This is a genomic window from Streptomyces sp. NBC_01716 (assembly GCF_036248275.1).
In the GTDB taxonomy this organism is placed as follows: Bacteria; Actinomycetota; Actinomycetes; order Streptomycetales; family Streptomycetaceae; genus Streptomyces.
In genome coordinates, this window is record NZ_CP109181.1 from 6,179,421 (window position 1) to 6,195,953 (window position 16,533).

Below are 16,533 nucleotides of genomic sequence, written 5' to 3' on the forward strand. Positions count from 1 at the left end.
CGATCAGCGAAATGCCTTCACCATCACATGCTCCCTGGTCACGCCGTCGGACAGCAGGTCACCGCGCTCTTCGGCGAGAACGAAGCCGTGGCGCGTGTACAGCGAGACGGCGGGTGAGTTGCCGGGAATCACCGCGAGCTTCAGCGACGCGAGGACGTTGTACGCGCCGGGAGTCTCCAGCCGCGCCCGCCACCGCGCCTCCCCGCCCCGGTGCCAGTCCCCGACGCGGGACTTGAAGGCGTGGGGCGCCTCGGTCAGGGCGGCGAGACGGGCGTCGCGCCAGAGAGGCCAGTCGTTCGGCGTGAGCACTTGAAGACGCACCATGTGCTCAAGTCTGCCGAGCCGACCCCGCATACGGACTTCCGGGGGACGCTCGCAGCGCATTCGCGGGGTTGCACCGGACCTGGTGGGCGGTCAGCTCGTCGCGCCGGCCAGGGCCGTGACGACGCGGGAAGGGCTCGGGCGGCCGAGGTGACCGGCCATCCAGCGGCTGGTGGCGGCGAGGGCGGTCAGATCGACTCCGGTGGGGATGCCGAGTCCCCGCAGCATCCACAGCAGGTCTTCCGTGGCCAGGTTGCCCGTGGCGCTCTTGGCGTAGGGGCAGCCGCCGATGCCGCCGGCGGAGCTGTCGAACTCGGTGATGCCCGCGGTCAGCGCGGCATGCACGTTGGCGAGCGCCTGCCCGTAGGTGTCGTGGAAGTGGAGGGCGATCAGCTCCGACGCGATACCCGCTCCCCGTACCGCGTCCAGGAGTTCCAGGACATGGCCGGGCGTGCCGGTACCGATGGTGTCCCCCAGCGACAGGGACGTGCAGCCCATGTCGAGCAGCCTCCGGGCGACCGATACGACCCGGCGGGGGTCCACATCGCCCTCCCAGGGGTCGCCGAAGCACATCGACACGTAGCCGCGTACCGGCAGGTCCGCGGAACGGGCCCGGCGCACGACGGGCTCGAACATCGCCAGCACCCCCTCCACGTCCCGCCCCAGGTTGTTCTTCGCGAAGGACTCGGTAGCACTGGCGAAGACGGCGATCTCCCGGGCACCGGCGGCCAGCGCCCGGTCCAGACCGCGGTCGTTGGGAACGAGTACGGGGAGGCGGACGCCGTCGAGGGGGCCCACGGCGGTGAGCAGCTCGTGCGCGTCGTCGAGCTGCGGTATCCAGCGGGGGGAGACGAAGCTGGTGGCCTCGATGGTGGTCAGCCCCGCGTCGGCGAGCCGCCGGACGAACTCGGTCTTGACGGCCGTGGGGACGCGGACGGGTTCGGCCTGGAGACCGTCGCGGGGACCCACCTCGTAGACGCGGACCCGTTCGGGCATTCCTTGCTGGGGTGCGACGCGGGGCAGCGGGTTCGTGGACGATGTGTTCTTCGATGTCATGGCGCGTCCGTCGATGGTGGGCGGGGGAACGAAGGCTCCCTTATGTGGTGCGCTTGCCGGCGTTCCGGCGGGAGGGGAACTCGGGTCGCCGGCGCTCGGCGAACGCGGCCAGCCCCTCATGGGCGTCCGGGGCGGTGAACGCCCGCTGCCCGTACAGCGCCTCGGAGTGGAACGCCTGATCCTGCGGAAGGTCCCCGAGGCGGAGCACCGACTCCTTGATCGTCTCCAGGGCGGTGCCACTGCGGGCGGTGAGGCGGTGCGCCCGGTCCATCGCCGCGTCGAGCAACTGGTCGGCGGGCACAACGGCGTTGAGCAGGCCGTACCTCAGGGCGGTGGCCGCGGGGATCCGGTCGCCGAGCAGCATCAGCTCCATGGCCCAGACATAGGGGATCTGTCTGGTCAGCCGGGTCAGGGTGCCGCCCGCCGGAACGACTCCGACGCCGCTCTCGGGGAGCCCGAACTCGGCGGTGTCGGCGGCGATCCGCAGGTCCGTGGAGAGCATGATCTCGAACCCGCCGCCGAGACAGAGCCCGTTGACCGCCGCGATCACCGGCTTGAACAGGGTGGTGTGCTTCTGGTGCGCCTTGTCCCACCGGGAGATGTCGAACCGCCCCTCGGCGAGCGCGGGGATGGACTCGGTGAGATCGGCGCCGACGCAGAAGGCCCGGTCGCCCCTGCCGGTGAGGACCGCGACGGCGATCGAATCATCGTCGCGGACCTCGTCGAAAGCCGCACCCAGCTCCTCGTACATCGCCAGGGTCAGCGAGTTCAGCTTCTCCGGCCGGTCGAACCGGATGAGCGCGACAGGCCCGTCGCGGTCGAGCGTGACGCCGCCCATCTCAGACCACTCCCGCCTCGCGCAGAGCGCGGATACGTTCGTCGGAGAGACCCGCGAAGGCCCTGAGCAACTGGTCGGTGTGCTGGCCGACCCGGGGAGCGAGTCCCCGGGGGTCGGCCGGTGTGACGTCCAGCTTGACCGGCGAGCCGACCATACGGAGCCGGCCGAAGTCGGGGTACTCGACGTCGACGACCATGTCACGGGCCTGGATCTGAGGATCCGCGATGACCTCCCCGATGTCCTTGATCGCGCTCAGCGGGACGAGGTCGCCGGCGAGTTCTTCGAGTTCGGTCTTCGTCCGGTCGGCGAACCACCTGTGCAGCAGGGGCCGCACGCGGCGCTCGTAGACCTCGGGCGTGAACCGCTTGGCCATGGTGTCGATCTCCGGGTCGGCCGCGAGTCCCGGCTCGCCGAACATCTCGCAGGTCAGCCGCCAGAACTTGTCGGTGTAGCCGCCGAAGAAGACGAAGCCGTCCTTGCACGGGTAGAGCTCGTAGGGCTTGACGAACGGATGCTCGTTGCCGAGCGGAGTCGGCACCTTGCCCTCGACCGTGTGCGAGACGACCGCGTTCTCGGTCAGGCTGAGCACCGAGTCCTGCTGGGAGATGTCGACCAGCTGACCTTCACCGGTCTGCTCGACGTGCCGCAGCGCGGCGAGTGTGCCGATGACGGCGTAGAGCGTGGCCGACAAGTCGCCGATGATGGTGCCGACCCGGACCGGCGGGCGGTCGGGGAAACCGTTCATCGACCACAGCCCGCCGGTGGCCTGCGCGCTGTTGTCGTACGCGGGTTTGCGCCGGTACGGGCCGGTCTGGCCGTAGCCGGAGATCGCCGTGTAGATCAGCCGCGGGTTGACCTTCCGCAGCTCCTGGTAGCCGACGCCCAGCTTGTCCATGGTGCCGCCGCGGAAGTTCTCGACCAGGACGTCCGCGTGGGTGGCGAGCTCGCGCAGCAGGTCCTTGCCCTCGGGCTGGGACAGGTCCAGCGTCATGCCGAGCTTGTTCCGGTTGTACTGCGCGAAGAACGCGCTGAACGCCTCGCCTTCCGGCGACGTCAGCAGCGGGGGGAACGCGCGGGCGTAGTCCGGGTCCTTGGGATTCTCGATCTTGATGACCGTCGCTCCGAGATCCGCGAGCAGCATCGAGCAGAACGGCCCCGCGACCACCCGGGTGATGTCGAGGACGACGACACCGCGCAGCGCCCCCCGCGAGGGACCGCCCGGCAGGATGGCGTCGAGGCCGGCCCCACCCCCGTCGGGGCCGGCACCACCGTTGAGCTCCATCACGCGACAACCTCCTTCTTCGAGTACCGCTGGGGCAGCGGCCGGCACGGGCGCATCAGCCGGCCACGGCGGCTTCGACCCGGATACGTGCGTCCAGCAGCGTGCCGCAGCGCGGGCTGTAGAACTCGTCGATGAGCACACGCTGCCCGCTCTCCCGGGGCCGTACCCGGACGCCGAACTCGCCCAGCCGATCGGCGGCGACCCGCGTGGTGACGACGGCGTCCTCCCGCCAGTCCTCCTTCGTGCTGACGCGAGCACCGCTGGCCGGGCAGTACCAGCCGTCCGCGGTACGGCGGGGCGCGGACGCACCGGCGGGCGCGTCGGCGGCGACCGACGCGGCAGGTTCCCCGCCGATCCGGGTGGCGCGCATCGCCTTGCGCGTGTGCTCGGTCGCGTGGGTGTCCACGGCGCCGGCGGCGAGCACCACGCCGTAGACGGCGGACGCCGCGTGGTCGGTGACGTACCCGTCCCGGACGTCCTTGGCGACGAGCAGCGGGTCACGCAGGAGGGGATCTCCGTACCCGCCGCCCCCGGCGATCCACTGGACGAAGACATCGCCGGCCGAGACCGGTACCGAGGACTGGTTGATGGCCAGCAGGTCCTGCTCATCGGATGTCAGGCTGTCGTCGGTGGGCACCGTGCCCGCGGCGAGCAGACCGTCGATGTTGGTCCCGCGCAGGATCCGGTGCCCGCTGCCCCCGCCGGGGAGCCCGCCGCCGTACCCGTCGGCGACCACCTGGGCGCTGGGGGCGAACACGGTCTGGGTGACCGATGACGCGCCGCGCAGGGTCCAGGCGAACTCCAGTCCCAGTCCGCCGCGGTGGGCCCCGTGTCCGGCGCTGGCGATGTTGAGCCGCTTCCACAGGTAGAGGACGGGATAGAGCATCTCGTTCATCTCGACGTCCGGGAGCATGTTGTTGACCTGTGTCATCATCCCGGCGCAGTCGAGGCCGTCGGTGTCCGGCTGCGCGCCCGCCCCCATCCCTCCGCCGTCCATGTTGAACAGCACGAAGTACTCGCCGTCGTCCGAGGTGCCGGCCGAGATTCCGCCGGTCCACGAGTCGGCCCACACGCCCTGGGCGCGGCCCCGGACGGTGTCGTCGGCGCTGCCCCGGCAGGCGTCGTTCATCAGTTTGGTGACCAGCCGGCTGACGCGGGCGCCGGTCGTCAGGTGCCCGTTGCTGATCGGCGCCGGAGGTGTGGGGTTGACGATGGAGCCGGGCTCGGCGACGACCTCGAAGGCGGTCATGACGCCCTCGTTGAACGGCACGTCCCAGGCGAGGATGGGGACGACCGCGGTGGCGACGCTCCCGACGAGTGCCCCGTAACTGCAGTTGACGAAGCCGTCGGTCTGCTCGCTGGATCCGGTGAAGTCGAAGGTGACCTGCTCGCCCTGCTTGGTCATGGTGCAGGCGACGCGGTACAGCTCGTCGACATGGCCGTTGTGCTCGGTCCACTCCTCGGCCGTGTACGTACCGTCGGGGATCTTCGCGACGCGGTCACGGACCACCTGCTCCGCCAGTTCGAAGCTGAGCCGGGTGTACTCACGGAACTCGTCGATCCCGAACTCCCCGACGGTGGCGAGCAGCCGCTGGATCCCGGTGTTGTTGCTGGCCACCAGGGAGCGCACGTCGTTCCAGAACAGCGCGGGCACCCGCACGTTGTTGAGCAGGATGCGGCGCACCCATTCGACGGGCTCGCCCTTGTCGAAGATCTTCACCCCCGGCGGGAGGCGGAGCGCCTCGCTGTAACAGTCGAAGGCGTCGGGGGCGAAGCCGCCCGGTGTCATCCCGCCGACGTCGAGGAGGTGGGCCTGGGACTGAGCCCAGCCGATGAGCTCGGAACCGTGGAAGATCGGCGAGATCACGTTCGTGTCCGGCGGGTGGCTCGCGCCGGCGGTGTGCGGGTCGTTGGAGATGAAGGCGTCGCCGGGCGCGAGGGGCTCGCCCGCGATCTCCCTGACCAGGTTCTGGACCGCGACGCTGCCGGAGCCGATGTGGAACTGGACGTAGTCGGAGTAGGCGTAGATACGGCCGGTCGGGTCGAAGAGCGCGGTGTTGAAGTCGCCGGCCTCGGTGATCACCGGAGAGCCGGACGAACGGATCATCGCGATGCCCATCTCCTCGACGATGGAGTCCAGGCGCATGCGGATGACTTCGAGCGTGACGGGGTCGTACCCGGCGGGGAGGCCGGTTGCGGATACGGTCATGAGGGTCTCCTGGAAGCAGCCGTGGCGATCAGACGGACGAGTCGAGCCGGACGAGGAAGTCCCCGGCACCGGTCAGTTCCACCGTGGCGCCCGTGGGGACGTAGACGGTGGTGTCGGGCTCCTCAAGCAGGCACGGTCCATTCGCCCGGCCCAGGGCGGCGAACCCGCGGTGCACGTCCACGTCGGTACGTGTCCCCGTCGCCGGTTCGACGATGCCGCGGCGCAGCAGTACGTGCTTCTCGTCGTCACCGACCGCCTGCTGGACCTGGCCGACCTCTTGGACGTCACTGCGGCCGACCGCCCGCACCCTGGAGTTGACCAGCAGGATGTCGGTCTCGGTCCAGGCGGTGCCGGCCCCGAACTCGCTCTGGTAGTCGGCGATGAACCGCGCGCGCAGTTCATCCTTGTCGGCCTCGGTGAAGGTCCCGCCCTTGAGCCGCGTGGTGACCTCGAAGATCTGGCCGACGAACTTCATGTCGGCCTCGCGGTGGAGTTCGCGCCGGTCCTCGGGGATGCCCTCGGCCTCGAACCACGCCTGCGCGCGCTGCTCCAGGGCACGGAACTCGCCGTCGAGATCGGCGGCCGGCTGGTGCATCGTCCAGGGGCTGGTCCGCACGGCGGAGAAGACGGAATCGGCGTGCATGAGCCCGTAGGCCGAGAACACCGCGGCGTTGCGGGGGATGACGATCTCGGTCACGCCGATCTCGGCGGCGATGCTCGCGGCGAACAGTCCGCAGGCGCCGCCGAAACCGACGAGGGTGAACTCCCGCGGGTCATGGCCGCGGTTGACGGTGATCTTGCGCAGCGCGTTGGTCATCTGCGAGGTGGCGAGGCGGTACACGCCCTCGGCCGCGGCGTCCTCGGTCAGCCCGAGCGGCTCACCGACGTGCTCGCGCAGCGCCTCGCGGGCGAGGTCCTCGTACAGCTCGACGGCCCCGCCGAGGTAGTAGTCGGGGTTGATGAGGCCGAGCACGAGCGCGGCGTCGGTGACCGTCGGGGTGGTCCCGCCCTTGCCGTAACAGGCGGGCCCGGGGGTGGAGCCCGCGCTGTGCGGGCCGACCCGGAGGAGTCCGCGACCGTCCACCCAGGCGGAGCTGCCGCCGCCGGCGCCGATCGTCTCGATGTCGACGACGGTCAGACTCGTCGGCAGTCCGCCGATCTCGGCCCGGGAAAGCAGCCGGAACTCGTCGTCCATGATCGCGGCGGCGTCCAGGCTGGTGCCGCCCATGTCGGCGGTCAGCACCCGGCGCCTGCCCAGTTGCTTCCCGAGCAGCCGGGCGCCTGTCACACCGCCGACCGGGCCGGAGTTGAACATGGAGATCGGCGCCTTGTTCGTCTCCTCGACCGACAGGAACCCGCCGTGGACCTGCATGATCTGCACCCGGGTACGCAGGCCCCGGGCGCCCAGTTCTTCGGCGAGGTGATCGAAGTGCGAGGCGACGAGCGGCTTGACCGCGGCGTCGAGGGCCGTGGTGACCATGCGCTCGTACTCCCGGTAGACCGGTGTCAGGCTGCTGGAGAGGGTGAACGGGACGCCGGGGTGGTTCTCCCGCAGGTATGCGCCGATGGCCTGCTCGTGGGCGGGGTTGCGGAACGACCACAGCAGACAGACGGCGATGGCCTCGGCATCCGTGGCGAGCGCGGCCTCCACCGCGGCGGCGATCACGTCGTCGCGCAGGGGTACGAGGATCTCACCGTGCGCGTCGACGCGTTCGGCGACCTCGAAGACGCGCCCTCGCTCGACGATGTCGGGCGGCGACAGCATCTTGTGCGGGTCGCGCTCGTCGGTCCGCGCGGACCGGGCGATCCGCATCGTGTCGCGGAACCCCTGGGTCGTGAGCAGGGCCACCGTGGCGTACTTCTGCTCGTCCACGGCGTTGGTGACGATCGTGTTCCCGAGGACGAACCGGTCGACGGCCGGGTAGAACTCCTCCTCGGACAGGCCCGCACGCTCCTGGAGCACGGCCAGCGCGCCCAGGATGCCGGTGGTGACGTCCTTGGTCGAGAACGCCTTCCCGCGGACCGCGCGCCCGTCGAGGACCGCGACCGCGTCGGTGAACGTGCCACCGACGTCGATACCCACATGAAGTGCCATGTTTCAGTGTCTCCCTTGACAGTCGAACGTGCGGGCTGTGCGGAATCAGGCCTTGTCGCGCAGCTCGGCGAGGATCTTCTCTGCGTGGTCTCCCCGTACGGCGCGGTCGGTGATCAGCCGGGCGACCACGACCGGCAGTTCCTCGGGGGTGGCGCCGGCGGTGACGGCGACATTGCGGGCGTGCAGCGACATGTGGCCGCGCTGGATGCCCTCGGCGGCCAGGGCCCGTACGGCGGCGAGGTTCTGTGCCAGGCCGACAGCGGTGATGACCTCACCGAGCTCGCGGGCCGTGTCGACGCCGAGCAGGGCCACGGCGGCCCGCGCGACCGGGTGCACCTTGGTGGCCCCGCCGACGAGGCCGACCGCCATCGGCAGCTCCAGTACACCCGTCAGGTTGCCGTCGGAGTCCTTCTCGAAGTGCGACAGGGCTGTGTACCTGCCGTTCCGGTCGACGGCGTGGGAGTGGGATCCGGCCTCGACGGCCCGGGTGTCGTTGCCGGTGGCCAGGACCACGGCGACGACGCCGTTCATGATCCCCTTGTTGTGGGTGGCGGCGCGGTAGGGGTCCGCCTCGGCCAGCGCGGCGGCGTGCACGATGTCGTCGACCACCTCGGGCCCGCCGAGCGCGTCGGCGTCGAACACGGCACGCGCCCGGCACAGGCGCAGGTCGGCCTTGTTGCTGAGGATCCGCAGCAGCGCACGGCCCTGGGCGATCTCGCCGGCCCGCCCGGCGACCGCCTCGGCCATGGTGTTCACGGCGTTGGCGCCCATCGCGTCGCGTACGTCCACGATCAGGTGCAGCACCACATAGGTGGCGGCGGGAGCGTCGACCAGATGTACGTCCACATCCCGGACGCCGCCGCCGATGCGGCTGAGCTGGGGATCCTGCTTGTCGGCCAGCGCCATCAGCTCGTCACGGGCTTCGAACAGCCGCAGCCGGGCGGTGTGCGGATCGGCGACGTCGAGGATCTGGATCTGGGCCCGCATGAGCGGTTCCGTGGTCGAGGTGGTGAAACCGCCGTTGACGCGGGCGATGCGGGCGGCGTTGCTGGCCGCGGCGATCACCGACGGCTCCTCGGTGGCCATGGGGATCAGATAGTCGCGGCCGTTGACGGTGAAGTTGGTCGCCACGCCCAGCGGGACGCCGAAGACACCGATGGCGTTCTCGATCATGTGGTCGGCCTGCTCAAGAGTGAGGCCCTGCTCGGGATCGAGCACCTCCAGCCGCTCCGGCTCGACCGAGGTGCTCCGCGCGATTCGGGCGCGGCGCTCGCCGATCGGCAAGTCCTTCATTCCGGACAGGCGACTGTTGACTGCCATGGGTCCTCCTGCTTCCAGTGACGGGCCTCATGGGAGGCGGACGAGCGATAGGCCGGGACGTGGCGGCACGCCCTCGGCGGGATGGGGCAAGAACGGGACGGCAGGCCCTAGACCGCCATAGCGGGCTGTAGGCGGGCGGTGGCTGCCGGGGATGGCGCGGGAACGCTGTCGGGAGGGGGCCGCGACATCCGCAGTTCAGCACGCACGGCCGTGCCCCGCGCGGTCCGCTCCACCCGGCAGGCCGTGGAGTAGGCGTGGACCATATGGAGTCCCCGGCCGCACACCCTCTCCTCGGGTGTCCCGGCGGCACCGCTCTCCATCCGCCACCTGCCGGTGTCCTTGACCTCGACGGTGGCCGTGTGATCGTCGACCGTCAGCAGCAGGGTCACCTCGGGGCTTCCGCTGTGCAGCACGGTATTGGTCACCAGCTCCGTGGCGATCACGCGCAGGGCGTCGACCGTCTCCTCGGGTGCCCCCCACTGCGTCGCCATGTCACGGGCGAAGGCTCGCAGAGCGGGGACCGCACGGGTTTCCGCGACCATGGAGCACACCGCGGACCGCTTCCCGAGCACGGCGTCGCCGTGCCGGACGAAGAGGGAGCGGGGTGACTGTTCAATGATCATGGCGTGTCCTCCGGTGAGGAGTCCGTGGGGGAGGCCGGCGAGTGACATGGCGGCCAGGGAGCGGATCAGAGTCGGTCTTCGGTTCTGTGACGGGCGGATGTCGTCGGGATGTCTCCGCTGTCACGCTTCCGACTCTAGGTACCGTCTCCGGCAGCGGACATATACGATGAGCACATAGAGCGGGGTATCTAGTGGATGATTCACACAGGGTGAGAGGGATGGACGCGCCCCGGGACACCGGACAGGCGCAGGAGGCCGACGTCTCCGTGCCCGCTGTCCTGGCCCTGCTCGACCTCGCCGCGAAGGGCCGCCCGGACGAGCGGGACGCCGTGACCGACCTGCTGCTCACCGAGCGGCTCGACACCACCACGGTCGCCCAGGTGGGCCGGCGGGTCCGCGAGCTCCAGGGCGGGATGGCCCGGTTGCGCCGGCGCGGACAGGAGCTGTCCGCGCTGTTCTCCAGCGCGCGGGAACTTGCCGAACTGCACGACGTGGATCTGCTGATCACCCGGCTGGTACGGCGCGCGCACGACCTCGCCGGAACCGACGTCACCTACTTGTCCGAGTTCGACGAGACCACCCGCGAGCTGAAGGTCCGTTCCACCGCTGGAGCGGTCGCCCCCTCCTTCCAGAAACTGAGGGTGCCGCCCCATATCGGTCTGGCCGGCAAGATCGTCGAGTCCCGCGCCCCGCAGTGGACCTCGCGCTACGAACGGCTGCGCGACGTGCCGCACGTCGAGAGCATCGACAACGCGGTCCGCGCCGAGGGCCTCGTCTCCATCCTGGGCGTCCCGCTGATCGCCGGCGACGAGATTCTGGGGGTGCTGTTCGCCGCCAACCGCGACGAGCACGAGTTCTCCCCCGAGGAGGTGTCGCTGTTGTCGGCCTTCGCCGACAACGTCGCGGTCGTCCTGCAATCGGCCCGGCTGCTCACCCGGACCCGCGACGCCGCCGCCGAGACACAGCACGCGTACGACGCGCTGGCCGCCCACGTGGAGGCGATGGAACGCGCCAGCCGGGTGCACGAGGAACTGACGACCGCGGTGCTGCGCGGAGGCGGAGCCGCCGATGTCGCGCGGACCCTGGGAGCGGCGCTGGAGAGGCCGGTGGTCATCCTCGACGAGTCCTACGCCGTCATCGCCTCGTCCGACGACCGGAGCACGGACTCGGTGATCGACCCGCCCCCCGTCCGCTCGGCGGTCACGGACAGCCTGGCCTCCGGACGCTGCACCCTGCTGGAGCCGACGCCAGGCGGGTTCCACGCCGCGGTCGCCGTGCTCGCCGGAGAGATGATGCTCGGCGGCCTGCTCATCGGCGACGGCGGGGTGGAGCTCGGCGCGGTGGAGCAGCGCACCATCGAGCGCGCCGCACAGATCACCGCGCTGCTCACCCTGAAACAGGACGCGGTCCTCTACGCCGAGGACCGTGTGCGCGGCGAACTGCTCGGCGACCTGGTCAGCCCCGACTTCAGGCGCCACTCCAGCCTGCCCGCCCGGCTGCACGCCCGCAGACTGCGCCCGGACGACCTGCGCACCGTCGTCATCGCGGTGGTGGCGCCCGAACAGCGCCGTGCGGCGCTGCGGGCCGCGCACACGGCGGCCGGGCAGTCCGGCCTGGCGGGTGAGGTGGACGGCGTCGTCACGCTCGTCGTACCGGACAGCGACCCGCAGCGTGCCGCGACCGCCGTACACGACCGGATCTGTGCCGGAACGGGTATCGGCAAACTGCTGGCAGTGGCCGCGGCTCCCGCCGAGACCCTTGACGGACTGAGCGCCCGTTTCTCCGCGGCCCGGGACTGCAGCAGGGTGCTCGCCGCGCTCGGGCTCGAGGCCGCCGCGGTCGCGGCCGACGCCTACCTGCCGTACACCACGCTGTTCGCCCACGACCCCACCAGCGTGGGGCAGTTCATCGGGCACACCATCGGCCCCGTCCTGCGCTGGGACGCCGAACGCGGGACGGACCTGCTCGCCACTCTCCACCGGTTCGTCGACTGCAACGCGAGCCCTTCCCGCGCGGCGCGGATGATGGGCGTGCACACCAACACGGTGCTGCAACGGCTGGACAGGGTCGCACAGTTGCTCGGCGGTGAGTGGCGGGAGCCGGATCCGTACTTCCGTATCTCGGTGGCGGTGCGCCTCCAGGCTCTCTCGGAGACCGTTCTCGCCCCCTCGTCGCAGAACCGGCAGCGGCCTCAGGGCGGCGACTCCGGCGCCTGAGGGCGGACCGGTCGCCGGGCGGCTCCGACGTCCGCATCTGCCATGGGTATCCGGATCGGACATTGCAAATGCCAGGCAGGCGGCCTATCTTTCCGCGCATGCAGTCCTACACAATCGGCCAGGCCGCGCGCCTCCTCGGCGTCAGCACCGACACCGCTCGCCGGTGGGCCGACGCCGGCCGGGTCGCCACCCATCGTGACGACGGCGGCCGACGGCTCATCGACGGCCGCGACCTGGCCGCGTTCTCGGTCGAGATCGGCCAGAGCGGCGGCAACGGCGACGAGGAGGTGCCGTACACCTCGGCGCGCAACGCCTTCCCCGGCATCGTCACCGCCGTCAAACTCGGCGACGTCGCCGCCCAGGTGGAGATCCAGGCCGGGCCGCACCGGCTCGTCTCGCTCCTGACCAGGGAGGCCGTCGAGGAGTTGGGCCTGGAGGTCGGGATGCGGGCCACCGCCCGCGTGAAGTCGACCAGCGTGCACATCGACCGCGTCTGACCCTTTCCGTCTTCGTGCTCAGCCTTCCAGGGAGTCCTGAACCCTCATGTCCTTCACCCTCAGAACGGCCGCCATACGCCGTACCGCCGCTGCCGCGCTCACCGCGGCCCTGCTCGCCACCCTGGCCGCGTGCAGCGGCGGCGACAGCGACAGCGGCAGTGGCAGTGACGACAGCGACGCCGGTGCCAGGCCCACCGAGTCGGCGACCGGCACCCCGGCGGGCGAACTGACCGTTCTCGCCGCCTCCTCGCTCACCGATGTCTTCGCGATGGCGGGTGCCGCGTACGAGAAGGCGAACCCCGGCACGAAGGTGACGTTCTCCTTCGCCGGCTCGCAGGAACTCGCCGCGCAGGTCGAACAGGGCGCCCCCGCCGACGCGTTGGTGACCGCCGACACCAAGACCATGGACGGTCTGAAGGCCGACACCGGGACGCCGACCGTCATCGCCAAGAATCGTCTCGTCATCGCCACCGGGGAGGGCAACCCGGAGAAGATCGGGAGCCTGAAGGACCTCGCCGACCCCAAGCTCAAGGTCGTCCTCGCGGCGCCCGAGGTCCCGGTCGGCCGGTACAGCGAACAGGTGCTGGACGCGCAGAAGATCGAGGTGAAGCCGGTCTCGCAGGAGCCGAACGTCCGCGCGGTCCTCAGCAAGGTCGAACTCGGCGAGGCCGACGCCGGGATCGTCTACCAGACCGATGCCGCCATCGCCACGGACAAGGTGGACGCGGTCGAGATCCCCGACGCGCAGAACGCCATCGCCGAGTACCCGGCCGCCACGCTCAAGACGTCCGAACACGCGGAAGCCGCAGCCGCGTTCGTCGCCTGGCTCAGCACGCCCGACGCGCAGAGGCTTCTCCTGGACGCGGGCTTCCTGGTGCCGTAATCGCCAACTCGCCCGTGCCACAGGCCGGCAGGACCCGCAGGAGCCCGATGAGCCGCCTCAGCATGCCCCGCCGGGCCCCGGGCCGCCGCACCCGCACCCGCACCCGCACCCAGCCGCGTACGCCCGTCGCGCTCGCACTCCCCGCGCTGCTCGCGGTCGCCTTCCTGCTTCTGCCGCTCGTCGGGATCCTCGCCCGGACCTCGTGGGGCGACGTCGGTACGCATCTGACCAGCCCCGGAGTCGTGGAGGCGCTGGAACTCTCCCTCCTCGTCTCCGGCTGGGCACTCGTACTCTCCCTGCTCCTCGGGGTGCCGCTCGCCTGGCTGCTGGCACGCGTGGACTTTCCCGGCAAGGCGCTGGTGCGGTCCCTGGTCCTGCTGCCGATGGTGCTGCCGCCCACCGTGGGCGGCGTGGCACTGCTCCTCGCGTTCGGGCGGCGCGGGCTGCTCGGCCCCTGGCTGGAGGACACGTTCGGCATCACGCTGCCGTTCCACACCTCCGGCGCCGTCCTGGCCGCGACGTTCGTCGCGATGCCGTTCCTCGTCATCAGCCTGGAAGGCGCGCTGGGCGGACTGCGCCCCAGTTACGAGGAGACCGCGGCGTCCCTCGGAGCCTCGCCTGTACGGGTGTTCGCCACCGTCACCCTGCCGATGGTCGCCCCGGGGCTGCTCGCCGGGGCCGCGCTGACGTGGGCGCGGGCGCTCGGCGAGTTCGGCGCGACCATCACCTTCGCGGGGAATCTGCCGGGCACCACGCAGACGCTGCCGCTCCAGGTGTATCTGCTGCTCCAGAGTTCGCCGGAGGCGGCGACATCCGTCTCCCTGCTGCTGCTCGTCATCGCGATGGCCGTACTGATCGCGCTGCGCGGGCGGTGGACGGGCACGCCGCAGGACACCAACGACACAGCCAACAGGTCCCGGAAGCAGGCCACTTCGGCGGACGACGACACGGCATCGGGGCCGGGGGAGGGGGTGGGCGCGGGGGCCGCGGCCGTCGGCCTGGTGAAGGGTGACGGCGAGCGGCTGACCGTCGACGAACGGTGGGCGCTGCACGCCGACGTCACCGGCTTCACCCGCCTCACACTCGACGCCGAGCCCGGCACCACCATCGCCGTCGTCGGCCCCAACGGCGCCGGCAAGACCACCCTCCTGCGCGCCCTCCTCGGTCTGACCCCTCGCGCCCACGCCGAGCTGCGCCTCGGCGCGCTCGACGTCACCGCGCTCCCGCCGCACCGCAGAGGTGTCGCCTGGGTGCCCCAGGACGGCGCGCTCTTCCCGCACTTGAGCGCTCTGAGCAACACGGCGTACGGGCTCCGCGCCCACGGCGCCACCCGCGCCGAGGCGCGCCGGACCGCCCAACTGTGGCTCGACCGGCTCGGCGTGGGCCATCTCGCGCACCGCAGGCCCGCCCAGGTCTCCGGCGGCCAGGCTCAACGGGTGGCCCTGGCAAGGGCGTTGGCTACCAGCCCGCGCCTGCTGCTGCTCGACGAGCCGCTGGCCGCGCTCGACCAGACGACCCGTGCGCGGGTACGGCACACCCTGCGCAGCCACCTCGAAGGCTTCGGCGGAGTCTGTCTGATGGTCACTCACGACCCGGTGGAGGCCGTGTCGTTGGCCGACCGGGTGCTCGTCCTGGACGAGGGCCGTGTCGTCCAGGACGCACCGCCCGCCGACGTCGCCCGCCACCCCCGCTCACCGTGGGTGGCCCGGATGCTCGGCCGCAACGCCTGGCCCGGCACCGCGACCGCCGCCGGGTTCGCGCCCACCGGCGGCGGCCTCCTGGTCGTCGCGGATCCGCTGCCCCCTCGCACGCGCGCGCTGGCGATCATCGCGCCCGAGGCCGTGTCCGTGCACCGGGACCGGCCGAGCGGCAGCCCCCGTAACGTCTGGCCCGGCACCGTACGCGAGATCACCTCCAGCGGCAGCCGGCTGCGCGTGCTGATCACCTCCGAGGAGGCCCCGGATCTGGTGGCCGAGATCACCCCGGGGGCCGCCGTCGAACTCGGCCTGGCCGACGGGGTGCCGGTCTGGACGAGCGTGAAGGCCACGGAGGCGACGGTCGTGGCTCTCTGACACCGCTTCCGCACCGTGCGGAGCCGTGCCGTGTCCTCCCGGCACCGGCCCGGCGGCGGCCCCGGGGCGCCGCGTAATCTGCGGGCACCCACGTCACTCTCAGGAGCACGATGTCCGCCGCCGTACCTCCCCGTGTCCTCTATGTCACCGACCTCGCCTACGAGGCCAGGGGCCGCCGCTACTGCGACGAGGACATCCTGTTCTCCTCCCGGCTGCGGCGGGACTTCAGCGTCGCCACGTGCCATCCGGCCGACGCCGCACGCCTCATGGGCGAGTTCGACGGGGTCGTCGTACGCAACAGCGGGCCCGTGATCCATTACCGGAAGCAGTACGACGACTTCCGCAGCCGGGCGCTGGCCGAGGGCGTGCGCGTCTACAACCCGCTGACCGGGCGCGGTGACATGGCGGGCAAGGGGTATCTGGTGGAGCTGAGCGCCGCCGGGCTGCCCGTCATACCCACCGTGGACCGGGCCGATGACCTGGGCAAGCTGCCGGACGCGGACGAGTACGTCGTCAAGCCGAAGGACGGGGCGGACTCCTTTGGTATGCGGTTCGTACCGCGCGCCCGGCTGGCGGAACTAGGCGGTCTCGGCGAGCCCGGTGGCCCCGGCGGCGGCCTCGGGGACGTCCTCGTACAGCCGCGTATCCCCTTCTCGTACGAGGTCTCCTTCTACTTCGTCGACCACGACTTCCAGTACGCGCTCCACGCACCCGACCCGGACCGGCGGTGGGAGCTCGTGCCGTACGAGGCCAGGGCCGTCGATCTCGACTTCGCGCGGAAGTTCATCGACTGGAACACCCTCGACCACGGCATCCAGCGCGTCGACGCGTGCCGGGCGCCCGACGGGGAGCTGCTGCTCGTGGAGCTGGAGGACCTCAACCCGTTCCTGTCGCTGGAACTGCTGGACGAGACGACCCGCGACGCGTTCATCGCGCGGACGGTGGTCTCGCTGCGGGCGCTGCTGAGCTGAGGCGAGCCGACCGGGCGTCTCTGAGCCGCCCCCCGGCCGCGAGTTAATCCGGCGTTTCGCGTAACCTCCGCGAATTTGTTCAGTCACACAACACTGTCCGAAAGATGCGCAGTTGGCGGTGGCGCGCCCGCAAGATCGTCGGCGGAAGGC

Annotated in this window: 13 protein-coding genes; 5 read left to right on the top strand and 8 right to left on the bottom strand. The window is 71.0% G+C overall.

Annotated features, from left to right (window positions below; all coding sequences use genetic code 11):
• Positions 1-3 precede the first annotated feature (3 nt).
• The 8 genes from OIE74_RS27275 to OIE74_RS27310 all read right to left on the bottom strand — a co-directional run bounded on the left by OIE74_RS27275 (position 4) and on the right by OIE74_RS27310 (position 9,744).
• The gene (locus OIE74_RS27275) at positions 4-324 is read right to left on the bottom strand and encodes a hypothetical protein (protein ID WP_329388153.1); all 321 of its coding nucleotides are present in this window, start codon (positions 322-324) and stop codon (positions 4-6) included.
• Positions 325-414: 90 nt separating this feature from the next.
• Entirely contained in the window at positions 415-1,377 is a 963-nt protein-coding gene (locus OIE74_RS27280) for a hydroxymethylglutaryl-CoA lyase (RefSeq protein ID WP_329388155.1), read from the bottom strand.
• Positions 1,378-1,417: 40 nt separating this feature from the next.
• Positions 1,418-2,215, bottom strand: a complete 798-nt coding sequence (locus OIE74_RS27285) for an enoyl-CoA hydratase/isomerase family protein (RefSeq protein WP_329388157.1) — start codon at positions 2,213-2,215, stop codon at positions 1,418-1,420.
• Between the two features lies 1 nt (position 2,216).
• A complete protein-coding gene (locus tag OIE74_RS27290; protein ID WP_329388159.1) occupies positions 2,217-3,497 on the bottom strand; it encodes a CaiB/BaiF CoA transferase family protein in 1,281 nt (426 codons plus the stop codon).
• Positions 3,498-3,552: 55 nt separating this feature from the next.
• Positions 3,553-5,706 (bottom strand): hydantoinase B/oxoprolinase family protein, encoded by a 2,154-nt coding sequence (locus OIE74_RS27295; RefSeq protein ID WP_329388161.1) that lies wholly within the window; start codon positions 5,704-5,706, stop codon positions 3,553-3,555.
• Positions 5,707-5,734: 28 nt separating this feature from the next.
• Positions 5,735-7,801: a hydantoinase/oxoprolinase family protein gene (locus OIE74_RS27300; RefSeq protein WP_329388162.1), complete on the bottom strand. Its 2,067-nt coding sequence runs from the start codon at positions 7,799-7,801 to the stop codon at positions 5,735-5,737.
• Between the two features lie 45 nt (positions 7,802-7,846).
• Positions 7,847-9,121 (bottom strand): hydroxymethylglutaryl-CoA reductase, degradative, encoded by a 1,275-nt coding sequence (locus OIE74_RS27305; protein ID WP_329388164.1) that lies wholly within the window; start codon positions 9,119-9,121, stop codon positions 7,847-7,849.
• 107 nt (positions 9,122-9,228) lie between these two features.
• Entirely contained in the window at positions 9,229-9,744 is a 516-nt protein-coding gene (locus OIE74_RS27310) for an ATP-binding protein (RefSeq protein WP_329388166.1), read from the bottom strand.
• Between the two features lie 218 nt (positions 9,745-9,962).
• On the opposite strand from OIE74_RS27310, the gene OIE74_RS27315 reads away from it, so the two are divergent.
• The 5 genes from OIE74_RS27315 to OIE74_RS27335 all read left to right on the top strand — a co-directional run bounded on the left by OIE74_RS27315 (position 9,963) and on the right by OIE74_RS27335 (position 16,383).
• A complete protein-coding gene (locus tag OIE74_RS27315) occupies positions 9,963-11,960 on the top strand; it encodes a helix-turn-helix domain-containing protein (RefSeq protein ID WP_329388168.1) in 1,998 nt (665 codons plus the stop codon).
• Positions 11,961-12,058: 98 nt separating this feature from the next.
• Positions 12,059-12,457: a TOBE domain-containing protein gene (locus tag OIE74_RS27320; RefSeq protein ID WP_329388170.1), complete on the top strand. Its 399-nt coding sequence runs from the start codon at positions 12,059-12,061 to the stop codon at positions 12,455-12,457.
• Positions 12,458-12,503: 46 nt separating this feature from the next.
• On the top strand, positions 12,504-13,340 hold the full coding sequence (gene modA, locus OIE74_RS27325) for a molybdate ABC transporter substrate-binding protein (RefSeq protein ID WP_329388172.1): 837 nt from the start codon (positions 12,504-12,506) through the stop codon (positions 13,338-13,340).
• Positions 13,341-13,402: 62 nt separating this feature from the next.
• On the top strand, positions 13,403-15,412 hold the full coding sequence (locus tag OIE74_RS27330; RefSeq protein WP_329392457.1) for an ABC transporter permease: 2,010 nt from the start codon (positions 13,403-13,405) through the stop codon (positions 15,410-15,412).
• 110 nt (positions 15,413-15,522) lie between these two features.
• Positions 15,523-16,383 (top strand): hypothetical protein, encoded by an 861-nt coding sequence (locus tag OIE74_RS27335; protein WP_329388174.1) that lies wholly within the window; start codon positions 15,523-15,525, stop codon positions 16,381-16,383.
• Positions 16,384-16,533 lie beyond the last annotated feature (150 nt).